The organism is Reichenbachiella sp. (assembly GCF_039969095.1).
Classification (GTDB): domain Bacteria; phylum Bacteroidota; class Bacteroidia; order Cytophagales; family Cyclobacteriaceae; genus Reichenbachiella.
Genome location: NZ_JBDVOL010000003.1, coordinates 60217 through 81246, shown reverse-complemented (window position 1 = coordinate 81246; position 21030 = coordinate 60217). Strand labels below are relative to the sequence as shown.

Here is a 21030-nt window from a genome sequence, read left to right as displayed (position 1 = left end):
AATGATTGACATCAACGTAATATCGAATATCCTTTTAGTAGACGATGATCCTACTTCACTTTTTCTACAGCAACATTTGTTGACTGATGTTTGCAAATTTAATGGCCAGATTCATGAATGCCACAATGGTAAAATGGCTTTAGATTATATTGAAAATAAAGGCGAGTTCATTTCAAATGGTAAAACATACCCAAAGCCTGAATTAATCCTATTGGATATCAATATGCCAGTGATGAATGGATTTGAATTTTTGGATGCGTATAAGGTGTTGCCTCAGGAGTTGAGAGGGGGAATAGTCATTTCTATGTTGACTAGTTCTCTGAATAAACTGGATAAAGATAAGGCTCAGAATTATAAAGACGTTTCGGATTTTATTACAAAACCAATCACTAAAGAACAATTGCTTGATATAGTGAACAAACACTTTGGTCAACACAAAAAGTCTTAAATCAAGTAGGAGATTTAGGCTGTTTATTGCTTGTATTTTTCAGGATCAACATAATCCGTCCTTTTTTGCTCAGATAGTTTTTCAAAAGTAGGAATATCGACCTTTTCGAAATAGTCATCAAACAATTGGCCTAAATACTCATGACTAAAGATGTCACTCTCTAGAAACTGATCCGATAGGTTAGGATTTAGATCAAATATCTGTTTATCCGTCACGCTTAATAAAGAACGAAAGATTCTGAAAAATTTCACTTCATTGTAATCGACTCTTCCATCCGCATAGAGCGTTTTGATCGCCATTTCAATAAGCTTGAGCTCCTGTTCTTGCTTGAGTTGGGCATTTTTAAGCACTTTGAAATAGTCTTTGAGAAAACCCATGCCCATGGTGTTTATCACTTCTATGAGGAAGTCTAATTCTGTATCGATGTCAATATCACCGAAAGCCTTGTCTTCTTCGGCCATTTTACGAATGAGTGCTACCTCGTTGGGTGCGATGTGACCATCACAAGTCATGAAGGAAAAGGCAGTCTTCAACAAAATTTTATTGAAGTCATAAATATTGTTTTGGCTGTCCCTCAAGGACTGATTGCTTACCCAATCACCAATGCCTTTGATATTATCCTCTATTCTTTTCTGAATTTGAGGATCTGATGATAATTCTTTAGCACTGTTTAGTATTTCGAGTGAACTGGCCTCCGAAAAATCGGAGTTATCCTTCATAGCCTTAAAATAGTCAATACCACATTGAAGAATCTCTGTAGATAAAAGGTCGGCCACAGATTGGTAGCGGACGTCATCTGCACCTATCGTTTTTTTAAGCTCATCAAGATCCTTCTTCGTTTTGAACAACAGCTCAGTACCTAGTTCATAGGCGTTTAATCTATTTTTTCTTCGCTCACTTTTGGTGTGCTCGATGTGAGAAGTAATTGACCGTGTCAGATTTTCTGCCATTTTAGAATTTCAATGCGTATAAAAACTAAACTTTTCTAAGTTTTTCAAATCCAGATCGAAGTGTATGATTTGGTTCTACAAATTAATAAAAAAAATTATCCCTTGTTCATTTAGAAGAGCTCTTTCCTGATTGCATATTAGATTTGATACATGTTTGAACTGGAAAAAGTCTCACCCATGGTACAATTACCTTCTCCATTGTTTTTGGAAAGAAGCGTAGAAGTATATATGAAGCGAGATGACTTGATAGATTCGGATATTTCTGGTAATAAATGGAGGAAGTTGAAATACAATCTGATAGAGGCTAGAAAACAAGGATACGAAACCATAGTAACATTCGGAGGTGCTTATTCTAACCACATTGCTGCTACTGCTGCAGCATGTAAAAGATTTGGGTTTCAATCTATAGGCATTATTCGTGGAGAAGAGTTGAACTCAAGTTCTAACCCAACGTTGGTGAAAGCCTCTGAAGATGGAATGAAATTACAATTCATCTCCAGAATTGATTATCAAAATAGAAACGATCAAGTTTGGGTTAATGCGCTCAGTGAAAAATATCAGGCATTTGTAGTGCCCGAAGGTGGTTCTAATGCATTAGCTCTTCAGGGAGTGAAAGAATTGGTGAAAGAAATTGAGATAGACTTTGATTATATCCTTTGTCCGATTGGGACAGGTGGTACTTTGGCCGGAATTATTGAAGGATTGAATGCGAGGCAAAAAGCATTGGGAATTAGTTGTTTGAAAGGGGAGAAGTATCTTAAGGAATCCATTTCGGAATTGACTAAAAAAAGATCAAATTGGGAGTTGTCACACGATTATCATTTCGGGGGATATGCTAAGTATAACAATGATTTGATTACGTTTATTAATCAATTTCATGTAGACTATAGAATTGCACTAGACCCGATTTATACAGGGAAAATGATGTTTGGCCTTTTTGATTTATTTAAAAAAGGTAAATTCCGTAGTGGAAGTCGTGTGGTTTGCGTACATACTGGAGGACTTCAAGGCATTGCTGGATTCAATGCGCAACATAACCATTTGATCAAAACATGAACGGGAATAAGAATTTAATAAATTGGCTATTTGTTGTCTCTTCATGGATATTGGCGTGTTTGTGTATCACTGCCGTAGGGATATTTTTTCAAGACCTTCTTTTGCGATTCCTTGAAATATTTCCAACTCAGGAAAATCAAAAATTTATTGACTACTTCTCTTCTGGGGTTCAATATATTGAAGGCATATTATTCGGGTTTCTGTTTGGTACTGTTTTTTATTTTGTATTCTGGTTGACCGAAAATACTAACCTTCGAAACAAATCTTTTGGCAAGTTGATGGTCATCAAAACTTTCCTTTATCTCATAGGATTTGTCTTTGCTTTTTCTATTGTTTTTGTTGTGTTGTTAGCGCTGGATGTTTCACCGCTACGAGGGGTCAAGGACGTGATCAGCACTTTATCGAGTTGGACATTTTATGCTGCATTTGGCATTTTTCTTACTTTATTTTCTATTATCATCAATTTCGTTTTGGAAGTGAGTAAGAAGTATGGACCTGGAAATCTCTGGCACATGTTTATGGGTAAGTACCATAAACCTGTGATAGAAAATAGAATATTTATGTTTTTGGATTTGAAAGATTCTACTGCTTATGCGGAAAAACTTGGTCATATTAAATATTCAAATTTGATTCAGAAATGCTTTTTATATCTCAATGAAATTGTCTTTGACCACAAAGCGCAGATTTATCAATATGTAGGTGATGAAGTGGTACTCACTTGGGATTCAAGAGTTAAAGATGCTCCTAGACTAAGTGTAGAATTGTTTTTTGCCTTTCGGGAAAAATTGGCTTCCAAATCGACCAAATTTGAGAAGGACTTTGGGTTTATTCCTGAGTTTAAAGCAGGAATGAATGTTGGCCCTGTCACTGCCGCGGAAGTTGGTTATATCAAAAGAGACATCGCCTACCATGGAGATGTACTCAATACTGGAGCTCGCATACAATCCAAATGCAACGAACTTGGTAAAAATCTTTTGGTTTCAGAAGTATTTGCCAAAGAAGTGGAAAAGGTGATCGCATACAGACAGGAATTGATGGGTGAGATAGCATTGAAAGGCAAAGAGAAAGCGGTTAATATATACGCTTTAGAAATAGCATAAAAAAAGACCTACCGGCTGCAGGTCTTTTTCTACGTAGATTGTGTGTTTTATCTTGCAATAGTACCAGAAGGATATGTGCTGCTGGCTATGTTGTCCATGGTTTGGTATGTATGATTATCCAAGGTGGTTGGCACTTCTCCAGCAAGAGGTTTTAGCGTAAATGGAGCTGCACTATTGTCTGGTACAGGTTCAATACTGATCACTATGGTAGCCCCTTTCAGATCAGTAGGAAAGGATAATCCGCTTGGTGCATTCTGAACAAAGTCTTCTCCTGGAAAAGCTGGTCCATCTCCATCGTCACCTTTGAAAACCGTCGAAGTTGCGTTGTCATCAAAACCACTGGCCATATCGAAAGTACCTGTAGAAACTGGGGTTCCGCCTAATACGGCCCAGCCTTCATAAGTCCATCCAGTTTGACTACTTAAGTCTGGCAAATCATTTAATCCTATAGCAGGAGACCCTGAGGAGTTGTCTAAAAACCATACACCGCTAGCCTCGTCTGAATCGTCTGTTGTGGTAGGAGTGGCTAAAATATAGCCTCCAGTTACATCGCTGAAACCCATGCCAAAAGCTGCTGCATGCATGATAGTAGCTGAGGCTGACGAGCCAGAAAAATCTCCACCTAACAATTTTGTAGCGCTAGGTTCAGGGTCTGAATCTGGGTTTGGTTCTATTGTTAATACGAATGTGGTTGCAGCGTCTAGCATGGCTCCATCTAAATTGAAGCTTGACGCAGATAGATCTCCATCATCATCTACTGAGAAAGTCCCCGTGGATATAGGAGCTCCGTCTACTATGACCCAACCTTCATATAAAAAACCATCTCCAAGATTGTCTAAACCTGAGATATCTATAGTTAAGTTTCCAGTGTTATCGTCGTCGTCATCACATGAATAAAATGTGATAGAAATGGCTAATAATGCGAGTAGTATTTTTTTCATGTCTCAAAACCTTTAGTTAAAATTTATAATTCAAAGGTTGTTAGAGAGTATCACGAGAATGTCACAGCCAGATAAAAGAATTGTATCGTTTTAGCCAGTCATACCGTGTGCTGTGGTAAACTAAAGGAGAAGGTTGTTCCTTTTCCAATTTGACTTTGCAGATTGATAGAAGTATTATGAATTTCTAATATCCTTTTTACAATGGCTAGGCCAAGGCCTGTACTGTTGGTATCCAGTGAAATTCGTTTATCGCCAATGTGATAACGATCAAAGACAAAAGGCACTTGATCCTGTGGAATGCCATCGCCTGTATCAGTCACTTGGATTTCCACCTCCTGTGCTTTTTCGTTGATCTGGAGTCTTATTTCGCCATTCTCTGGAGTGAATTTAATGGCGTTGTCGATTAGATTTTGAAGTACACGTTCGATCAGACTGATATCGGCGAAGACCATAAAAGGCTTATCATGCCCGTCAGCAGATATTTTGATTTTCTTTTCCGCTACCAGGATGGTATACTTCTGCGCAATGTCATCCATGAGTTCGTTGATGAAAAAAGCTTCCTTAGTTGGTTTGATTTGTTTGGCTTCTAGCTTAGACAATTCAAATAATTCTTCGACTAATTTTTTGAGACGTTCGGTGCCGGTAAGTGCTCGTGATAAATACTTCTTTTTCTCTTCTTCAGTTAAGTGATCTTGTTTTATAATGAGTGTTTCAATAAAACCATGGATAACGGCCAAAGGTGTACGAAGGTCGTGAGAGACATTGCCAACTAATTCACGTCGAAGATTCTCCATAGATTTTAGGTTCTCAATATTACCTACAATCGTATCAGCCATTTCATTGAAGGCCTCAGCCAATCGACTGATTTCTCCACCGCTGCTGATTTTGATTCTGGCACTCATTTCGCCTTGCTGGAATCTCTTTACTGTTTGAATGGTCGCACTTAGATTTTTTGTAATGAGCCAAATGGCCAATACTCCAATGAGCATGGCCGCCAAAATGGTAACCAGTCCGTACACTGATCCTAGCTTCAATATGTAACTACCAAATAACTGCTCATTAGTGGAATCGTACTCTTCACTAGCCAAAATCACATAAATGTATCCCAGGGTCTTCCCCTCTTTTTCTACCTTCTTCGCCGAAAACACTTTTTGCCTGCCTTCTTTTCTAGGGTCATCTCCCAAAATAGCCTCATTCTGATAATTGACAATAAAATCTTCTATTGGTTCCAGGCTTACTTTGTCCAAGACCACTTTTTTATATGGAGCCACATAGTTCAATATTACTCCATCAGGGTCCAGGAGGTAAACTTCTATTGAGGGATTGACTGCCATCATGCTGTGCATAATTTCATCAGCAGCCTCCTCTTTCAATGTGCCATTTAGAAATGGTTTGAGTTCAGAGGCAATGTGTTCTGCGATGTCTGCATTTAACTTTTGATTCTTTTCTTCAAAATGTTTTTCGGCAATTTGAAAGGAAGCATAGAAATAGATGCCTGATACAGAAAGCAATAGCGCTAAAAAGATCAGAGAAAGTTTTAGAAATAGATTGCTGGAATTGAGAATAGAGTCTTTCATGTTTTAGTTGATTTCATCATTGAATCTGTAGCCTACACCCCAAGTGGTCAGAATGTAAGTGGGTTGATTGAGATCGTCTTCTATTTTGGCTCGAAGCCGATTGATATGAGAATTGACAGTATGTTCATAGCCACTAAATTCATAACCCCAAATCAATGAAAGCAGCCGCTCTCGAGTATAACTTCTTCCAGGGTTCTTGGCAAGTAAATTGAGAAGATCATACTCCTTTGGAGTCAGTTCTACACGTTCACCAGCCTTAAGCACTTTTCTTTTCTTCTGATCTATTTCAATGCTTCCAGTCGTGATCAGTTCGACAGCATTTTCATTTGGAGATTTGAGCATTTCTACTCGTCTGAATATGGCCTTTACTCTTGCTGTAAATTCTCTAACGCTGAAAGGCTTGGTAAGGTAATCATCGGCTCCTGTCTCTAGTCCCAGGATTTTGTCAATCTCTTCAGATCTCGCCGTAAGCATCAAAATAGGGGTGTTGATCTTATGTGCCCTTAAATCCCTACAAATATCTAAACCATCTTTATGGGGTAGATTGATGTCTAAGATTATCAAGTCAAATATGCCTTTCGAAGCGCTTTCATAGCCCTCTTGTCCATCTTTTTCACTTTCAATTTGGCAGTCCATATCCTTTAAGTGAATACTTAAAAGCTCTGAAATGCTTTCATCGTCTTCTATGATCAGAACGCTTTTACTCATTAAGGTTTTAGGTTTGTTTGCACCACAACACAAATCAAGTCGAAAAAGATCACAAAAAGATCACAAAAAAAGTTTACGTCTAATCGTACAACTAAACCTTTAAAACCTCAAAATATTTCTGTTCAGAGCTTTTTATCTTTTTCACCAAAAGATAGTATCAATCATAAGCGTGATAGCTACTCCAGCCACGGCTGACGAAATCGACAAAATCCAGTCTTTTCTGGATACATTGATGTATTTGTTCATCAGATAGCCTAGACCCATAAATGCTATGACTATGATGATTTGCCCAACTTCTAAGCCTAAATTGAAGGCAAATAGTTGTGTAATAATGGAAGTCTCACCGCCTAATAGTCCTTTCAAATAATTGGAAAAACCCATGCCGTGAATCAAACCAAAAAACAAAGCAAAATAATAGTTGAGGCGACTCATCTCCGAAGAAATATATTGCTCTCGTCTCCAAATGTTACTAGCCGCTGTGATGAAAATGGTAACTGGGATTAAGAACTCCACAACATCAGAATTGATGCTAAAAATATCCATAGACACTAAAGCTAAAGTGATAGAATGGCCGACGGTAAAAGCGGTAACCAATATCAATACTCTTTTCCAATCTGTAGATAGATAGACCGTAGCCAATGTGATTACAAATAGAATATGATCATAACCATTAATATCCAAAATGTGCTCTCGCCCTATAGAAAAAAACAGTTGAAATTCTGACATACTAATTGAAGTTTGTACAAATATATAAACACTTGAGAGTTGGTCTTGATTAATTATTTTCGATTATAACGACTTGAATTCCTCCCATTTTTCGCCGTTGTGTTTGAGCAAGCAAAAGCCTGAAACATCAAATGTTCGTTTATAAGATTGATTTTGGTAATGAGCTTTTACTTCTGGGAAAACTGACTTTTTCAAATCCCGAAACCCGATGGTCATGTGAGGATGAAAGCCCCGGTCTTTATAATCAGCATTGAAGAATTTCAATTCCCGTCTAACAAAATCTGAAAGTTGCTTTTGCAATTGTGTCAATAGCTCTGATTTATCTACATCCACAAACACGACTCTGGGCTCAAAGAAATCAAAACCATCAAGCGTCACCTGAAAAGGGTACTGATCAAACTCAAATCTTGAGAGCGTTTCAATGAGTTGCAATTCCCTGTCCACCCGCCATTTGAATGGCATGTGCAAAGTGATATGAGGAGGAGACCTTAAAGCGCCCTTAGAGTTGAATTTATCCTTCACTTCTTGTTTGAATGCCATCACTTCTGACCGAATAGGTTCATCGGGAATTAGTGCTAAAAAGTATAAATTTTGTTCGGGCTTAGCCATCGGTCAATGATACATTGAGCCCTTCTGAGCAGTTTTTACAAATATCTATGGAAGCCCGTGAGGTAAGGATACTTCTTCTGAATTTTTCGTAAGGCTCACTGTACCAAATGTCTTGAAAGGAGGCCTTATTCCAATCACCCATCACATACTTGGCATCTTTGTCAAAACAGCAAGGCACCACTTTACCATCCCAGGTTACCACACAGCTTTGCCACATTTTCCAGCATTGATTATGTAGTGGGTTTTTGAGTTTGAATTTGCCATCACTTCCCTTTGTATATCTGGCGTATTTCTCATTCTCGGGAATCAATTCTGATCCATTTTCGAAATCATAAATCTGAGCTGTTTTGAACTGGATTTCATCAACGCCAATTTCTTTGGCTAGCTTTTGAGCTTCTTCTATCTGATGTTCGTTTGGAGCAACTACCAAAAACTGAAAAATTAAATGTGGGGTTTTGGCCTTGAGTTGTTTTTTCCATCGTACCATATTTCGAGTACCGTCGAGCACTTTTTCGAGTTGCCCGCCGACTCGATATTGTTCGTACGTTTCTTGGCTAGTTCCATCAATTGAGATGATTAAACGATCCAAACCAGACTTGACCGTTGCCTCAGCTTTTTCATCGTCGAGATAATGGGCGTTGGTGCTGGTAGCCGTATAGATTTTGTTTTTTGTGGCGTGATGAACCATATCCAGAAAGCCCGGATGTAAATAAGGTTCCCCTTGGAAGTAGAAAGTGAGATAGGTCAAATGCGATTTGACTTCCATGATTTTCTCTTTGAAAAAATCAACATCTAACATGCCCGTAGGCCGAGTGAATGATCGCAAGCCACTGGGGCATTCCGGACAGCGTAAGTTGCAGGAGGTAGTTGGCTCGAAGGCCATACTCAAGGGCAAAGAGGGATTGACATAACGCCCCAAATGTTTGGATTGATAATAGCTGGAAAAAACCTTGCTCGCATTTAGCACCTTGGCTGGAGAGAGTTTGTTCAGTATGTTGAGGCTATCGTGAAAATGCACCTTTAGATTATTTTGATCTGATCGAATTTCGCATGGAGTCCATGAAACATTTGCACAAATTACTGCATTTATGAATCAGTAGTAATAGTTTTGGAGCAGACTATAAATCAAGCTTGACTAAATCAATTTTGAATCAAAGTAAAGACAGCCTCGCTGTACCACAAATTAAACCGTCCAATTTATGACAAGAAAATTTAGGATTGCCTTCCTACTAGCCTTGAGTCTATTATTAGTTAGTAAGGAATCAATGGCTTCTGATATTCAGCTTTCAGATGAAGCCGAAATTATTGTCCTTATTTTGGATCCTACGCAAGTGGAGCTGTATTCTGCTTTTGGGCATAGTGCTTTTAGGGTGAGTGATCCAACGAATCGAGTGGACATGATTTTCAATTATGGCATTTTCGATTTCGATCAGCCCAATTTCTACCTCAATTTCACAAAAGGGAAGCTTTATTATAAGTTAGGTACTGGTTCATACGAAGCTTACAAAAGATATTATTTTAGAGAAGATCGGTCTTGGCGTGAGCATGTTTTAAATATAGAACAAGCTGATAAGCAGGCTATTTTTGATTTTTTGATCAACAATGCCAAACCAGAAAATGCCAACTATTACTACAACTACTGCTATGACAACTGTGCCACTCGTATGCGCGATGTAGTGGATATGGTGTTTGAAGACCGCATCAAGTACAATTATACTTTTGCCAGTGACTCGATGAGTTTTCGAGACCTGATGGACAAATATTTGACTTATCAGCCTTGGGGAGATTTGGGTATTGATATCTGTTTGGGCTCGCAAATAGATGAAACAGCGAATGGTTTTCATTATCAATATATGCCGCTCTATCTGGAGGAAGCACTTCTTACGGCAGTGCTTCAAACAGATAGTACGACTGTTCCAGTAGTGGCTTCTTCCACGACCATGAATGTAAGTGCTGAACAACCCACTGAGAGTGGCTTTAGACCCATTCATTTGTTTGTCATTTTGTTTTTTATTGTTGGACTGACTATCCATCGGGGACTGAAGTACACGGTCAATTATAGATTCGTTGATGTGATTCTGTTTGGTGTCACTGGATTATTAGGTTGTTTTTTGTTATTTCTATGGTTTGGAACCGATCACATGTCCAAATACAACTACAATTTGCTGTGGGCCATGCCGTTCAATTTGGTAGGTCTAATTTTTTTGCTCAAAAAAACTAAATCTGATTGGCTACGGTACTACTTTTTGGGATTTGGTGGAATTCAGGTTCTACTCCTATTTTTTAGAGAGTTATTACCTCAGGTAATTCATTTCGCTTTGATCCCCTTGGTACTCGCTTTAGCGATGCGTTCTTTCTTTTTAGCTTATACTTTAAAAAAGGAGAGAGACAATCATTAGCTTTTGGCTTTGGTGGAAATCAGCCGAAAGACACCTGAAATCGAAGTAGGCAATAATCTAATTTTGAATGAAATGATTGTATGGTCTGGACGCGGCATCTTGACTCCGCTTATTTTATTAGTTGCCCTTTTTTTATCAATTTCACTTTCGTCGGATGCAGTCGCTGTTTATACTTTTCCATTCTCACTAATATTCGCAGGAGTGGCTAATTGGTATCTTGGTAAAAAGTGGAATAACAAGGAAGGACGCATAATGGTAGATGAAGCGACTGGTGAACGAGTAGAATTCAAGTCAAATCACACGTTATTCTGGATCAAGATGGAATATTGGGGTGTGATATTCTCCGCGATAGGAGTGATACAATTGATCACGATATTCGTCTAATCTCTGAGGTCTTCAATTTTCTTAGCAATTGATCCATGTTCACTTACTCGGATCAATTTGAATATGGTGCTGATCAAAAAACCTGGGCTGGTCACTAAACTAGCCTTTTTAGCTACTTTTTGATCACGAGTGTCAATCATTTGATCTTTCAGTTGATCAGGTGTGTTGAATAATTCTTTGGCAAACTTCCAAGCTCCATTTCGAGCCAGTTTCATACTGAAGTCGACTAGGAAATCATCTACTTTTCCCAAAACTTTTACGATGACTCTGAAGGTTGGCCAGATCTCCCCCAGATCGCGATCTACTTCATGCACCAATGAAGAGAGGATTTTATTGATTTTGTTAAAATCATTTTGCAGGTCGTCAATATCTTCTCCTTCCGAAATTTCTGCTGCAGCTATACCTAAATCCAGATTGATATGGGCATTCATCCCGATCAACAAATGCTGCAAAACAATGGGCCAATAATGGGAGGTAAGATCAAAAGCTACTTGCCAGGAATTCGTGATGGGTTCGTTGCTCTTATGGGCATGATAAGCATTAAGATATCGAGTAGCGAATACCACATCCAGGCGCTCCATTCTTGGCCCGTTATCAAAATAGTTTTGTTCAATTCCTTCTTTGACTTTGAGGGTTACTTTTCTGTACAAAGCCGCGAAGTAGCCTGCACAGTTTTCTTCCTCAATGGACGCTTGAATGATCTGATCCAGCTCGGAAATGACCTGATCTATGGTTTCAATTTGTATGGCTTTCATTAGGTTGGTCTTAATTATTCATTTAAGATACCTGAAAATTGAGATTCAAAATGAAAGCGTCCGAATTTTATTCGTATTTCAAAGTCTCACTTGGGTTTTTAATAGCCACTCGAATGGTTTGATACCCAATAGTTAATAAGGCCGAGGCGATAACGAGCAAAATGGCCACCCCAACAAAAACCCATGGGAAGTCCACGCGATAAGCGTAATTATTGAGCCAATTGTCCATGGTGTAGTACACGAGAGGAATGCCAACCACGGCAGACAATCCGATCAAGACAACAAATTCGCGGTAGAAGATCATTAGGATCTGAGAGATGGAAGCACCCAACACTTTTCTGATGCCCACTTCTTTTGCCCGGTTGAAGGCCATGAAGGCGGATAACCCAAATAATCCCAGGGAGGCGACAATAATGGCTAAAATCGAAAAGGTAGCAATCACTCTGCCAAACTGCTGGTCTTCTTGGAATAGGGTATTGAATCGTTCGTCTAAAAAGGTATAAGACAAAGGTGTGTTAGGAAAGTAACTTTCATAAGTTTCCTCCAAATAGGCAATACCATCCTGATAGTTAGTAATATCCAAACGAGCCACCATGTTACTACTGTCATCCCAATACAAACTGGCTGTGGGCTCCACTTTATTTTTCAGTGAAGTACGATTGTAGTCTTTCATGATCCCTATGAGTCTATACTTACGATCATCTTCAGCTTCGCCATACTGAATGTATTCATCGAGCATAGCTTCGTAATCATGTACACCAAGTCGTTGGAGGTAAGTCTCATTCACTATTATGGCTGCTGTATCCGTAGCCATGGTGGCATCAAAATTTCGTCCTGCCAGTAATCGAATGCCTACCGCATCAAAATATTTGTCATCACAATATTGAATATAAGTAGTGCCTTCTATGACATTAGTCTTGCCTACGATTTGAATTTCTCCTGTAGTAGAACTTATATCAGACAGACTACCTCCTGGAATGGAATTAGATGTACCTACATTTTTGATAGCATGGTGATTTAGGAGACTTTGTGTGAACTGTTTCACTTTTTCTGTCATTTCTTTCTCATTTTCTCTTGTAAATCTTGGCTTCTTAAATTCAACAACATAATTAATATCAATCCCCTTGTCGGCCGACTGCATGTAGCTCACCTGCTGGTTGACAATAAACGTGGAAGCTATCAACATCAAGGAAACGGTGAATTGAACCACAACCAAACTCTTTCGTAAAAAAGTGCCTTTAGTAGAATTTCTAAATTTCCCTTTGAGCACCGTGACCGTACGGAAATTGGAAAGGACTAAAGCTGGGTATATGCCTGAAACAATCGCCCCAACAAATGCAAACGCGAACACCTTGGCTAGGAATAACTCATTGAGCCAAATGCTGCCAATAACATCTTTACCAACCAATTGGTTGAAATTTGGATAGAGTAACTGCGCGATCAATACCGCGAATATGGCGGCCATCATATTAAGCATAAAGGACTCAAACAAAAACTGAGTAACAAGTTGTGATTTGTGTGCTCCTATCGCTTTTCGTACGCCCACTTCTCTGGCTCGGTCTATGGCCTTGGCGGTTGATAGGTTGATATAATTAACCCAAGCAATGAGAATGATGAGAATGGAAATGATATTTAAGAAAACGACAGTAGTGGCGCTACCATGAGTTTCGGGCTCGTAAGTATAGTCCGAATACAAATGAATGTTTTCTACAGCTTGTAAGTTGAATTCGAGATTAGTATCAGACTCATCTTCGCCTGATATTTCGTACATCCTTGGCATTTTAGCTCTCAACTCATTGATATCCGTATTTGGCGCAAGTTTCAAATAAGTGTAGTAATTGAAAGATCTCCAGGCGTCGTCGTCCAAACTTTCCTGAAATGTGACAATAGAGACCAATAGGTTGAATTTGTAATGTGTGTTTTCAGGTATGTCCTGTATCACCCCGGTCACCTTGAAATTCTTATGAAAACCACTTAGCACCATGATGGACTGTCCTATAGGATTGATATCACCAAAATAAGCCTTGGCTCGCGATTCCGTTAATACAATGGAGTTAGGTTCTGAAAGCATGGTTTTTGGATCGCCACTGATAATTTTATAGTCGAAAAGCTCAAAATAATTGGAGTCCGCAGCAACAATCTTCTTTGCTGTGAAGGATCGATCGTCTTTTCGCATGATCATTTCGTCAAATTTGTATGTCAGTGTTGAATTGACGATTTCAGGCATTTTATCTACTAAAGCTTGTCCCGAAGGCGCGAACGACATAGCGTCTCTGGTACCAATGACTCCGTCTAAAACCTGATCTGTGGTGAGTCTATATAGTTGGTCGGAATCAGAGAAAAACCGGTCATAACTTTCTTCAAACTGTACATATTGATTAATAAGCAAGAAGGCAGAAAGACCAATAGCGAGGCCTATAATGTTGATGGCTGAAAATACTTTTTGTTTCACTAGCTTTCTGAAGCTGATTTTGAAATAGTTTTTGAACATGCCTGTGGAGTTGAATAATGAGTTTTTAAATAAAGGTCTGATGAGCGAGGGCCTGCATAGTTTGATTACCTCTTTCAGGTATTTGAGATTGGCTGACTTGGGTGATTCATCCAGTTGATCTTGATAGAGTTCTTCCAAGTCACCCTTGATATCAGGATAATAATCTGGGTGACAATACCACCGAAATAGCCGATCTGCTACTTTCTTGATCATGCGAATTTGGCCTCTAGCACCATATCGGGAAGTGCCTTCCATAGTTCTGCACGCACATCGCGATTGTACTCTAGGGCGCTACGACCAAAGCTGGTCATTTTGAAAAATCGTTTGGGTTTGCCCCCACGCTTTTCGGTAGTCTCACCAGTTTCGGATTCCAGAAAACCTTTGGTTTCCATTCTTCGAAGTGCAGACTGCAAAGCACCCAAACTCACCTTTCGTTCGAGCCGGTTTTCAATTTCGTTTTTTATCGCCACGCCGTAGGCATTGTCGTACAAGACACCCACAGTGAGCAACACGATCTCTTCAAATTCACCTAATTGATACTTCTTCATAATAGCAATATCTAAATGTAGTATTGCAATTATAGCGAATTTTTATGAATACCTAAATGTAGTATTGGATATTTTGATCTCGATTGCAATGCTAATATTTAGTTGCAATTAAATATTTGTAAGGCTTGTTATAAAAATTAGACAGATAGTTTTTAATTACGAAACATGCACTTATATTTGTAACCATTGTATAAGGTTTGATAACTTGGTTATGAGTGAATATCTATCACTAGCAGAAACGTCTGAATTAATAGGAAAAAGCAAAGAGACACTTCGTAGATGGGATCGGGAAGGGATTTTGGAAGCAGTCAGGGAGCCTGTGTCTAATTATCGTGTATATAGAAAAAATGATGTCCAATTATTGTTGGGGAATTTATTTGAAGAGGTACAAGAGGATGAAGTTTCAAATTTTATTGAACCTGAAAATGATTATTCTGTTCTAGAGTTGTTTGCTGGAGCAGGAGGATTAGCAGTCGGTCTTGAAAAGGCTGGATTGAAATGTGTAGCATTAAACGAGATTGATAAATGGGCTTGCCAGACACTCAGAACAAATCGCCCCACATGGAATGTACTTGAGGGCGACATTAAAAATTTTAATTTTCATAAATTTAGAAATCAAGTTGATATTGTTACTGGTGGTTTTCCATGTCAAGCATTTAGTTATGCAGGAAAAAAATTAGGTTTGAAAGATGCTAGAGGAACATTGTTTTATGAATTCGCAAGAGTGGTTCAAGAGGTTAATCCTTTGATGTGTATTGGCGAAAATGTTCGTGGTTTGTTGAGCCATGAAAAAGGAAAAACGCTTGAAGGCATGTGCTCGATTTTGGATGAAATAGGATATGATGTAGTTCCAGTTCAAGTGTTGAAAGCCATCAATTATAGGGTGCCTCAAAAAAGAGAGAGGTTAATATTAGTAGGGGTTAGAAAAGATATTGATCTCGATTATTCTTATCCAAAGCCTCATAAAAAGATATATAATCTTAAGGATGCTTTAAAAAAAGGAGAACTGTTTGAACGGAATGTACCTAAATCGAAAGGAGCGACTTATCCTGAATACAAAAAAGAGGTTTTGGATATGATTCCACCAAAAGGTTACTGGAGAGATCTACCATTAGATATTCAAAAAGAATATATGGGTGGCAGTTTTTATTTGGGAGGAGGAAAAACAGGTATGGCAAGACGAATCGGTTGGGATGAACCCTCTCTAACACTAACCTGTAGTCCAGCACAGAAACAAACTGAAAGATGTCATCCTGATGAGACAAGACCGTTTACTGTTCGCGAATATGCGAGAATACAAACATTTCCAGATGATTGGAAATTTGAAGGTTCGGTAGCTCAGCAATACAAGCAAATTGGGAATGCAGTACCGGTAAATCTTGGTCAAGAAATTGGGTATTCAATAATTATGGCGTTAAATAAATACTATGAGCAAAGCGTTAAAATCTTGGCTCAAAATCAATTGTAATGTTCTGCAATTTCAATTGTTAACGTTTTAATAGTTTTATCAACAATATGACTTGCATCAACTTCTAAAGCAACTTCACCAAATGCTTCGATAAGTTCAAAATAAAAATCTTCTTTATTTGTAAGCCTATACCAAAAGTCTCTTCCTACTATTACTGGGTATGACTTTTCAATATTTTTATAATGGGAGCTTAATTCTGAGGAGTCTCCATAGACTACCCCTACGATCATATCATTTATGCCAACATTGAGATTGTTTGTTCGTGCAAGATTTCTTACACCATTAAAATGATTGATTATAGTAGTTACATCATCTTTATTAATTGTGTTTGGTCCTGCTTTTAGCTGGCAATACTTCTTCCTACCATCAACAGCATCTGTAAATTCTATATCAATACCCTGTGTCGTAGACCCAAGACCCGCGAATAATGAACTTATTAGATTTTGAATTTTCATACCAAAAGAAGTATTTATTGAAGAACCCAAAATTCTAGGTAGAACTAATGCTTTTGCGATACTTTCAGGCTTGTCATTTCCAGTTAAGAAATTTGCTAAGTATTTGAATAAAAAAGGATTGATGTTATATTCCGAAAGCTTGCTAGCTCTTTCACAGGCTCCATTAATGTGATTATGAACAATTTCACTTCTAAAGAAATTTTTAGCATTTTCAATTATTTGTTTTCTCTGGAGTTCATTCATTTTCCTGCTCTTTGTGCTAAGGTAATAAAATGACTTAAAAACGTGTAAATAACATGAGAGAACGGTATTCTTAAAAGTTGTATACTGAATAATTCATTTCAATAAATTATTCACACAAGCTCACCCAACAAAACTCCATACCCCCATCACAATAAAGATCAAACCGGGCACTTTGTAAATCAAAAAGGTATTGCCCTGAATGGATGTAAATCTGGTGCCTAAGTTGATCACAGTAGCCAGTAAACAAAAAGTACCAACTGAAATACCGGCAACATAAACCCAAAAATTTTGATGGGTGAGTGAGACCCAGCCCATACTTTGCAAGTAAGCGGTTACCATTAGCCAAAAAGGAATGGCGAGCGGATTGGTGAGACTGAGTAGTATGCCTTTTTTGAAGGCATTTCTTTTTTCTCCGATTGTTGTGAGTTTGGCTTGGCTTGGTTTCTTGAGCAAATTCAAAATGCCCAAGAGAATCAATACAGATCCCGTGATGATTTGAAAATATTGGGAGATGTTGGCATTTTCCGTCAAATAAATTTGAAAACGTACAGCAAGGGCAGCATACAGATATTCAGTTAATGCAGCTGCTATCGCAAATGCATAAGCAGCTTTGATGCGTTTTTCTAGGGCGTATTGCAAGGTGGTAATGTTGATACTACCAGGGGGAATGGAGCCTATGAAACTGAAGAAAAATCCCATACCAAAAAGAATCAATAAGCTCATGAAACTTTCTGTTGATTATATTTCCTGATTTTCATGATCTCTTTCATGCCTTTGCGAAAACTATAAAAGGGTATTCCATTTTTCTTGTTTAGGATGCTGATATCGGCAAGCACCTGGAGATGATGGATAATGTCCTTGTATGCCTGAATCAAAGAGAATCCGGGATGGTAGATGTGAGCGGGTTCGGCTCCCGCACCATTCAGTTCCAAAATTTTGAAATGCGCTCCATTGTACAAATCCTCCACTGACCTGCATCTCAAATCGTACCGTCCAAAGTAGAATCCATCTATCTGACTACTCACATCGTTAAAAACTTTAATTAATCTTTCATTGATCAGATGGTTGCCGTTGAGGAAAGTGGTGCCTCGAGAATGATTTCCTATCGAATTGATTTCTACTTTTTCGCCTTTAAATGGTATCTGATTGAGCAATTCGGCTTTTTTATTTCTGAGGGTTTCTATATGCATTTTAGATCTGGCATCGTCTTCCATCAGTGATGCTACATTCCGCTGACCGTCGCCAATCACACTGAGCATATCTTTCATCACAATGGAACTGACAGTACCATGATCACAGTTTGGGTATTGGTAATAAAAAACGCCCAATTCCACATCGTAGGATACGTATTCCTGCACTAGAAAATCTACTTGTATGTGATTTAGATAGTCGGTTAGGTCTTTTTCAGTTTTAATTAGTCCCACCATCCAGCCTCTTTCTCCAATATCCGGTTTGAGAATGAAAGGATAACTTATTTCTTCTATTTGTAGTCTTTCAAGAAAACTTTTCAGATCTACAGAGGCATCCAGTTTATAAGTTTTAGGAATGTATTGCTTCGGTATGAGTTTGAATATTTCATCCTTCGATTCGCCTAGCATGCCACCAAATGTAATAGAGGGATTGGAAGCAGTAAAAAAGAAAAACGATCGGGCTTTAAACGAAAGCCAAACCCAATAAAATAGGACAGGAAAGTAGAAGACAGAAAAAGGCCAAAATTCCCATCTGAATATTTTCGCCCAAACTACACTAGTACTTAGTTTGTAGTAAAGTGTTTTTTTCTGACTTGGCTGCTCTTGAGTTTCATGTCTCGTTTCGACCGCAATATTCATGGTTGAAATTAGGCACTAGCCTGCTGGGATTGTCGAAATTTGATTGTCGAACTGGCCACTCCGAAATCTTTTGGTAGTTCTAAATCTGATTTGATTTCTTTCAGACCTATCTTCATTAAAGCCATGTGATGAACGGCATGTTCGATGTTGTAAATCAGCTCGCGATACAAATTGCTTTCTACTTCATGTTTTTCATTAGAAGATAGATCGTAGCCTTGGCGGACAAGTATGAGTGGTTGGTTGTCTACAATTTTCTCAATGTCTCCCATTAGATTTGAAATAGTACTTAAGGCTTCAAGCGTATTGCTTTCTAGAAAAATGTCTCGTTCTCTTTCATCATAATTGACTGACCCAATTGTTTTTCCTGTCATCAGGCAAGTGAAAAACTCTAAGGTATGTCGCATGTGCTGACCGATAGAATTGTCATGCAACACCGTGAGTGGTTTGCTATACTCATCGTTCGTAAGGTTTTCTAAAAGGTGGGTCAATTGTTCTAGAATCCTTTGTGATGCTGGTTTTATATCCATTGAGTTCAGACGTCAGTAATTGGATTGTTAAGATAGTAAAATGTCCTCATTTTGAGTGGCAGGTTTTAGGTTAAACCACTATAGATGGGCAAAAGTTCATTCTACCAATCGCTTCACGGCTTCCCATACTAAATCAGATTCGAAACCCTTATAAATGGCATGAGTGGCTACTTTGTTTCTTTTTTTGAATGATTCAGACTCCTTAATTGAATTCGCTTTCTTTTGGATCAATTCCTCAAGCGTTTGGATATAGTCCTCCTCATCAATTTCTTCCAGCCCTTTTTTGATGCAATAGGGAGAGATTTTGTGTGGGGCAAGTCCCATAAGAATTTTCTTTCGTCCCCATTTTTTGACTCTAAATTTTCCTCCAATATATGCTTTGGCAAATCGCTCTTCATTGACAAAGTTGTCCATGATCAAATCAGTAAGCACGTCTTCTACTTCATCCGGATACAGCCCCAAGTCATATAGTTTGTTCCGAACTTCTTTTTGTGATCGCTCCTGATAGGCGCAAAAATTGGCGGCTTTAAGTTTAGCTTCTTTTGGTGTGTGGCGTTTGGGTTTCTTTTTATCCTCCACGGTAATGGGTTGTTTTTATGCTCGTTGTATGCCTTGGCGGGAAGCCATGATCGCTGGCTGTATGGAAGCAACAAAGGTAATAAAAATGATCGTGAAGGCTGTAAATAGGAAATCTGTGCCGATGATTTCGACTGGATAGGCTTGAGTGACAGATGATGCTACGCCCATAGATACCAATCCATACGATTGCTGGAGCCAAGAAATCGTAAATCCCAAAATGAGACCGCTGCCTGCTCCAATAAATGCGATAATGGCGCCTTCCATTAAGAATATCTTTCGGATCAGTTTTTTGGAAGCACCCATGGCAAATAGACTGCTGATATCAGGTTTTTTCTCAATGACCAGCATGGATAGGGAAAAAAAGATATTGATAGAAGCAATGCCTACAATCATTGAAAATATGATAAATACAAACAACTTTTCAATTTTCAGAACCTTATACAAATCAGCGTGTTGCTGATCGCTGTTCAGGATTTTGAAAGAGTCTCCAAGTTTTTTTGATAGTTTGGATTGGATGGATAATAAATCTAATGCTGGATCTACCATTAGCTCCAAAGAAGTTCTTTTGCCTTTATAGTCAAATAGTCTTTCAGTAAAACTGATGGGAACGAATACATAGTTGTCGTCGTATTGCTGCTCTAGTGCGAAAACACCTCCCGGCATGATGTTCGCGCGATTGTAATGTTTGTAAGGGTCTAGTGTGCCAGGTTTTGCATTTTTTGGATAGAAGAATTGCAGCGCCAAAAAGTCATTTCTCAACGAAACTCCCAGATTGAATTGAATGCCTCTGCCAATAATTGCATAGGAGGTATTTCCATCCTGAAACTTAAGTTCGCCTTGACGAATCGCATTTTCCATGCGACCTTGTTCGATAAAGTTGTCGCTCACACCTTTGATTTTTACAATCATTTGCGCATCGCTATAGCGAATTAATGCATTATCTTCAATGACTTCGGTAATGTCGAGTATGCCATCAATTGCTAAGATTTCTTCTTTAAGTTCGTCAGTATAATAAAAAGACTTGCCCTCACTTGGAAGTACTTGCAGCGGAGCATCGAAAGTGCCATATATGGAGCGTAACAGGCCTTCCATGCCATTGAATACGGACAACACAATGATCAAAGCCGCCGTGCCAATAGACACCACCAGCATAGAAATGATGGCTATGATATTAATGAAATTTTTCTTCTTCTTAGAGAAGAAATAGCGCTTCGATATAAATAATGGGAGATTCAAA

22 protein-coding genes are annotated in these 21030 nt (G+C 38.5%); 6 read left to right on the top strand and 16 right to left on the bottom strand.

The window, feature by feature from the left end:
* Position 1 precedes the first annotated feature (1 nt).
* A complete protein-coding gene (locus tag ABJH98_RS00370; RefSeq protein WP_348305637.1) occupies positions 2-448 on the top strand; it encodes a response regulator in 447 nt (148 codons plus the stop codon).
* Positions 449-471: 23 nt separating this feature from the next.
* On the opposite strand, the gene ABJH98_RS00365 is transcribed toward ABJH98_RS00370, so the two are convergent.
* Positions 472-1398, bottom strand: coding sequence for a TerB family tellurite resistance protein (locus ABJH98_RS00365; protein ID WP_348305636.1), 927 nt, complete (start codon positions 1396-1398; stop codon positions 472-474).
* A gap of 150 nt (positions 1399-1548) precedes the next feature.
* Here ABJH98_RS00365 and ABJH98_RS00360 point away from each other — a divergent pair, with 150 nt between their 5' ends.
* Positions 1549-2454 (top strand): pyridoxal-phosphate dependent enzyme, encoded by a 906-nt coding sequence (locus ABJH98_RS00360; RefSeq protein WP_348305635.1) that lies wholly within the window; start codon positions 1549-1551, stop codon positions 2452-2454.
* Positions 2451-3554: an adenylate/guanylate cyclase domain-containing protein gene (locus tag ABJH98_RS00355; protein ID WP_348305634.1), complete on the top strand. Its 1104-nt coding sequence runs from the start codon at positions 2451-2453 to the stop codon at positions 3552-3554. The genes ABJH98_RS00360 and ABJH98_RS00355 overlap by 4 nt, the downstream gene beginning before the upstream one ends.
* A gap of 47 nt (positions 3555-3601) precedes the next feature.
* Here the strand turns inward: ABJH98_RS00355 and ABJH98_RS00350 are convergent, their stop codons facing one another.
* The 6 genes from ABJH98_RS00350 to ABJH98_RS00325 form a co-directional block, all read right to left on the bottom strand.
* Positions 3602-4495, bottom strand: coding sequence for an anti-sigma factor (locus ABJH98_RS00350; protein WP_348305633.1), 894 nt, complete (start codon positions 4493-4495; stop codon positions 3602-3604).
* 98 nt (positions 4496-4593) lie between these two features.
* A complete protein-coding gene (locus ABJH98_RS00345) occupies positions 4594-6072 on the bottom strand; it encodes an ATP-binding protein (protein ID WP_348305632.1) in 1479 nt (492 codons plus the stop codon).
* Between the two features lie 3 nt (positions 6073-6075).
* Positions 6076-6780: a response regulator transcription factor gene (locus tag ABJH98_RS00340; RefSeq protein WP_348305631.1), complete on the bottom strand. Its 705-nt coding sequence runs from the start codon at positions 6778-6780 to the stop codon at positions 6076-6078.
* A 141-nt stretch (positions 6781-6921) separates the two neighbouring features.
* Positions 6922-7506 carry a HupE/UreJ family protein gene (locus ABJH98_RS00335; protein WP_348305630.1) on the bottom strand — a complete coding sequence of 195 codons (585 nt, stop codon included), beginning with the start codon at positions 7504-7506 and terminating at the stop codon, positions 6922-6924.
* A gap of 63 nt (positions 7507-7569) precedes the next feature.
* The gene (locus ABJH98_RS00330) at positions 7570-8115 is read right to left on the bottom strand and encodes a 2'-5' RNA ligase family protein (protein WP_348305629.1); all 546 of its coding nucleotides are present in this window, start codon (positions 8113-8115) and stop codon (positions 7570-7572) included.
* On the bottom strand, positions 8108-9133 hold the full coding sequence (locus tag ABJH98_RS00325) for a radical SAM/SPASM domain-containing protein (RefSeq protein ID WP_348305628.1): 1026 nt from the start codon (positions 9131-9133) through the stop codon (positions 8108-8110). The genes ABJH98_RS00330 and ABJH98_RS00325 overlap by 8 nt, the downstream gene beginning before the upstream one ends.
* A gap of 181 nt (positions 9134-9314) precedes the next feature.
* On the opposite strand from ABJH98_RS00325, the gene ABJH98_RS00320 reads away from it, so the two are divergent.
* Both ABJH98_RS00320 and ABJH98_RS00315 read left to right on the top strand, forming a co-directional pair.
* Entirely contained in the window at positions 9315-10514 is a 1200-nt protein-coding gene (locus ABJH98_RS00320; protein WP_348305627.1) for a DUF4105 domain-containing protein, read from the top strand.
* A 12-nt stretch (positions 10515-10526) separates the two neighbouring features.
* Complete coding sequence (locus ABJH98_RS00315; RefSeq protein ID WP_348305626.1) at positions 10527-10898, top strand: hypothetical protein; 372 nt, start codon at positions 10527-10529, stop codon at positions 10896-10898.
* Here ABJH98_RS00315 and ABJH98_RS00310 read toward each other — a convergent pair.
* The 3 genes from ABJH98_RS00310 to ABJH98_RS00300 form a co-directional block, all read right to left on the bottom strand.
* On the bottom strand, positions 10895-11653 hold the full coding sequence (locus ABJH98_RS00310; protein ID WP_348305625.1) for a DUF5995 family protein: 759 nt from the start codon (positions 11651-11653) through the stop codon (positions 10895-10897). The genes ABJH98_RS00315 and ABJH98_RS00310 overlap by 4 nt on opposite strands.
* Positions 11654-11720: 67 nt before the next feature.
* On the bottom strand, positions 11721-14399 hold the full coding sequence (locus ABJH98_RS00305) for an ABC transporter permease (RefSeq protein ID WP_348305624.1): 2679 nt from the start codon (positions 14397-14399) through the stop codon (positions 11721-11723).
* A complete protein-coding gene (locus ABJH98_RS00300; protein ID WP_348305623.1) occupies positions 14354-14692 on the bottom strand; it encodes a helix-turn-helix transcriptional regulator in 339 nt (112 codons plus the stop codon). Before ABJH98_RS00300 ends, ABJH98_RS00305 begins: the two co-directional genes overlap by 46 nt.
* 211 nt (positions 14693-14903) lie before the next feature.
* On the opposite strand from ABJH98_RS00300, the gene dcm reads away from it, so the two are divergent.
* Positions 14904-16160, top strand: coding sequence for a DNA (cytosine-5-)-methyltransferase (gene dcm / locus ABJH98_RS00295; RefSeq protein ID WP_348305622.1), 1257 nt, complete (start codon positions 14904-14906; stop codon positions 16158-16160).
* Here the strand turns inward: dcm and ABJH98_RS00290 are convergent.
* From ABJH98_RS00290 to ABJH98_RS00265, 6 genes are all read right to left on the bottom strand, one after another.
* Positions 16151-16858: a PmeII family type II restriction endonuclease gene (locus ABJH98_RS00290; RefSeq protein ID WP_348305621.1), complete on the bottom strand. Its 708-nt coding sequence runs from the start codon at positions 16856-16858 to the stop codon at positions 16151-16153. The genes dcm and ABJH98_RS00290 overlap by 10 nt on opposite strands.
* A 120-nt stretch (positions 16859-16978) precedes the next feature.
* Positions 16979-17581, bottom strand: coding sequence for a LysE family transporter (locus ABJH98_RS00285; protein WP_348305620.1), 603 nt, complete (start codon positions 17579-17581; stop codon positions 16979-16981).
* Positions 17578-18687, bottom strand: coding sequence for a hypothetical protein (locus ABJH98_RS00280; RefSeq protein ID WP_348305619.1), 1110 nt, complete (start codon positions 18685-18687; stop codon positions 17578-17580). Before ABJH98_RS00280 ends, ABJH98_RS00285 begins: the two co-directional genes overlap by 4 nt.
* 8 nt (positions 18688-18695) lie before the next feature.
* The gene (locus ABJH98_RS00275) at positions 18696-19214 is read right to left on the bottom strand and encodes a DinB family protein (RefSeq protein ID WP_348305618.1); all 519 of its coding nucleotides are present in this window, start codon (positions 19212-19214) and stop codon (positions 18696-18698) included.
* Positions 19215-19310: 96 nt separating this feature from the next.
* Positions 19311-19793, bottom strand: a complete 483-nt coding sequence (locus tag ABJH98_RS00270; protein ID WP_348305617.1) for a regulatory protein RecX — start codon at positions 19791-19793, stop codon at positions 19311-19313.
* Positions 19794-19808: 15 nt separating this feature from the next.
* Positions 19809-21029 (bottom strand): FtsX-like permease family protein, encoded by a 1221-nt coding sequence (locus ABJH98_RS00265; protein WP_348305616.1) that lies wholly within the window; start codon positions 21027-21029, stop codon positions 19809-19811.
* Position 21030 lies beyond the last annotated feature (1 nt).

Coding starts and splice junctions, on each gene's coding strand:
- ABJH98_RS00300 (WP_348305623.1), bottom strand. CDS start 14,692: ATGAAGAAGTATCAATTAGGTGAATTTGAAGAGATCGTGTTGCTCACT.
- ABJH98_RS00305 (WP_348305624.1), bottom strand. CDS start 14,399: ATGGAAGGCACTTCCCGATATGGTGCTAGAGGCCAAATTCGCATGATC.
- ABJH98_RS00335 (WP_348305630.1), bottom strand. CDS start 7,506: ATGTCAGAATTTCAACTGTTTTTTTCTATAGGGCGAGAGCACATTTTG.
- ABJH98_RS00365 (WP_348305636.1), bottom strand. CDS start 1,398: ATGGCAGAAAATCTGACACGGTCAATTACTTCTCACATCGAGCACACC.
- ABJH98_RS00275 (WP_348305618.1), bottom strand. CDS start 19,214: ATGGATATAAAACCAGCATCACAAAGGATTCTAGAACAATTGACCCAC.
- ABJH98_RS00290 (WP_348305621.1), bottom strand. CDS start 16,858: ATGAATGAACTCCAGAGAAAACAAATAATTGAAAATGCTAAAAATTTC.
- ABJH98_RS00330 (WP_348305629.1), bottom strand. CDS start 8,115: ATGGCTAAGCCCGAACAAAATTTATACTTTTTAGCACTAATTCCCGAT.
- dcm (WP_348305622.1), top strand. CDS start 14,904: ATGAGTGAATATCTATCACTAGCAGAAACGTCTGAATTAATAGGAAAA.
- ABJH98_RS00310 (WP_348305625.1), bottom strand. CDS start 11,653: ATGAAAGCCATACAAATTGAAACCATAGATCAGGTCATTTCCGAGCTG.
- ABJH98_RS00340 (WP_348305631.1), bottom strand. CDS start 6,780: ATGAGTAAAAGCGTTCTGATCATAGAAGACGATGAAAGCATTTCAGAG.
- ABJH98_RS00360 (WP_348305635.1), top strand. CDS start 1,549: ATGTTTGAACTGGAAAAAGTCTCACCCATGGTACAATTACCTTCTCCA.
- ABJH98_RS00285 (WP_348305620.1), bottom strand. CDS start 17,581: ATGAGCTTATTGATTCTTTTTGGTATGGGATTTTTCTTCAGTTTCATA.
- ABJH98_RS00370 (WP_348305637.1), top strand. CDS start 2: ATGATTGACATCAACGTAATATCGAATATCCTTTTAGTAGACGATGAT.
- ABJH98_RS00355 (WP_348305634.1), top strand. CDS start 2,451: ATGAACGGGAATAAGAATTTAATAAATTGGCTATTTGTTGTCTCTTCA.
- ABJH98_RS00280 (WP_348305619.1), bottom strand. CDS start 18,687: ATGAATATTGCGGTCGAAACGAGACATGAAACTCAAGAGCAGCCAAGT.
- ABJH98_RS00350 (WP_348305633.1), bottom strand. CDS start 4,495: ATGAAAAAAATACTACTCGCATTATTAGCCATTTCTATCACATTTTAT.
- ABJH98_RS00345 (WP_348305632.1), bottom strand. CDS start 6,072: ATGAAAGACTCTATTCTCAATTCCAGCAATCTATTTCTAAAACTTTCT.
- ABJH98_RS00320 (WP_348305627.1), top strand. CDS start 9,315: ATGACAAGAAAATTTAGGATTGCCTTCCTACTAGCCTTGAGTCTATTA.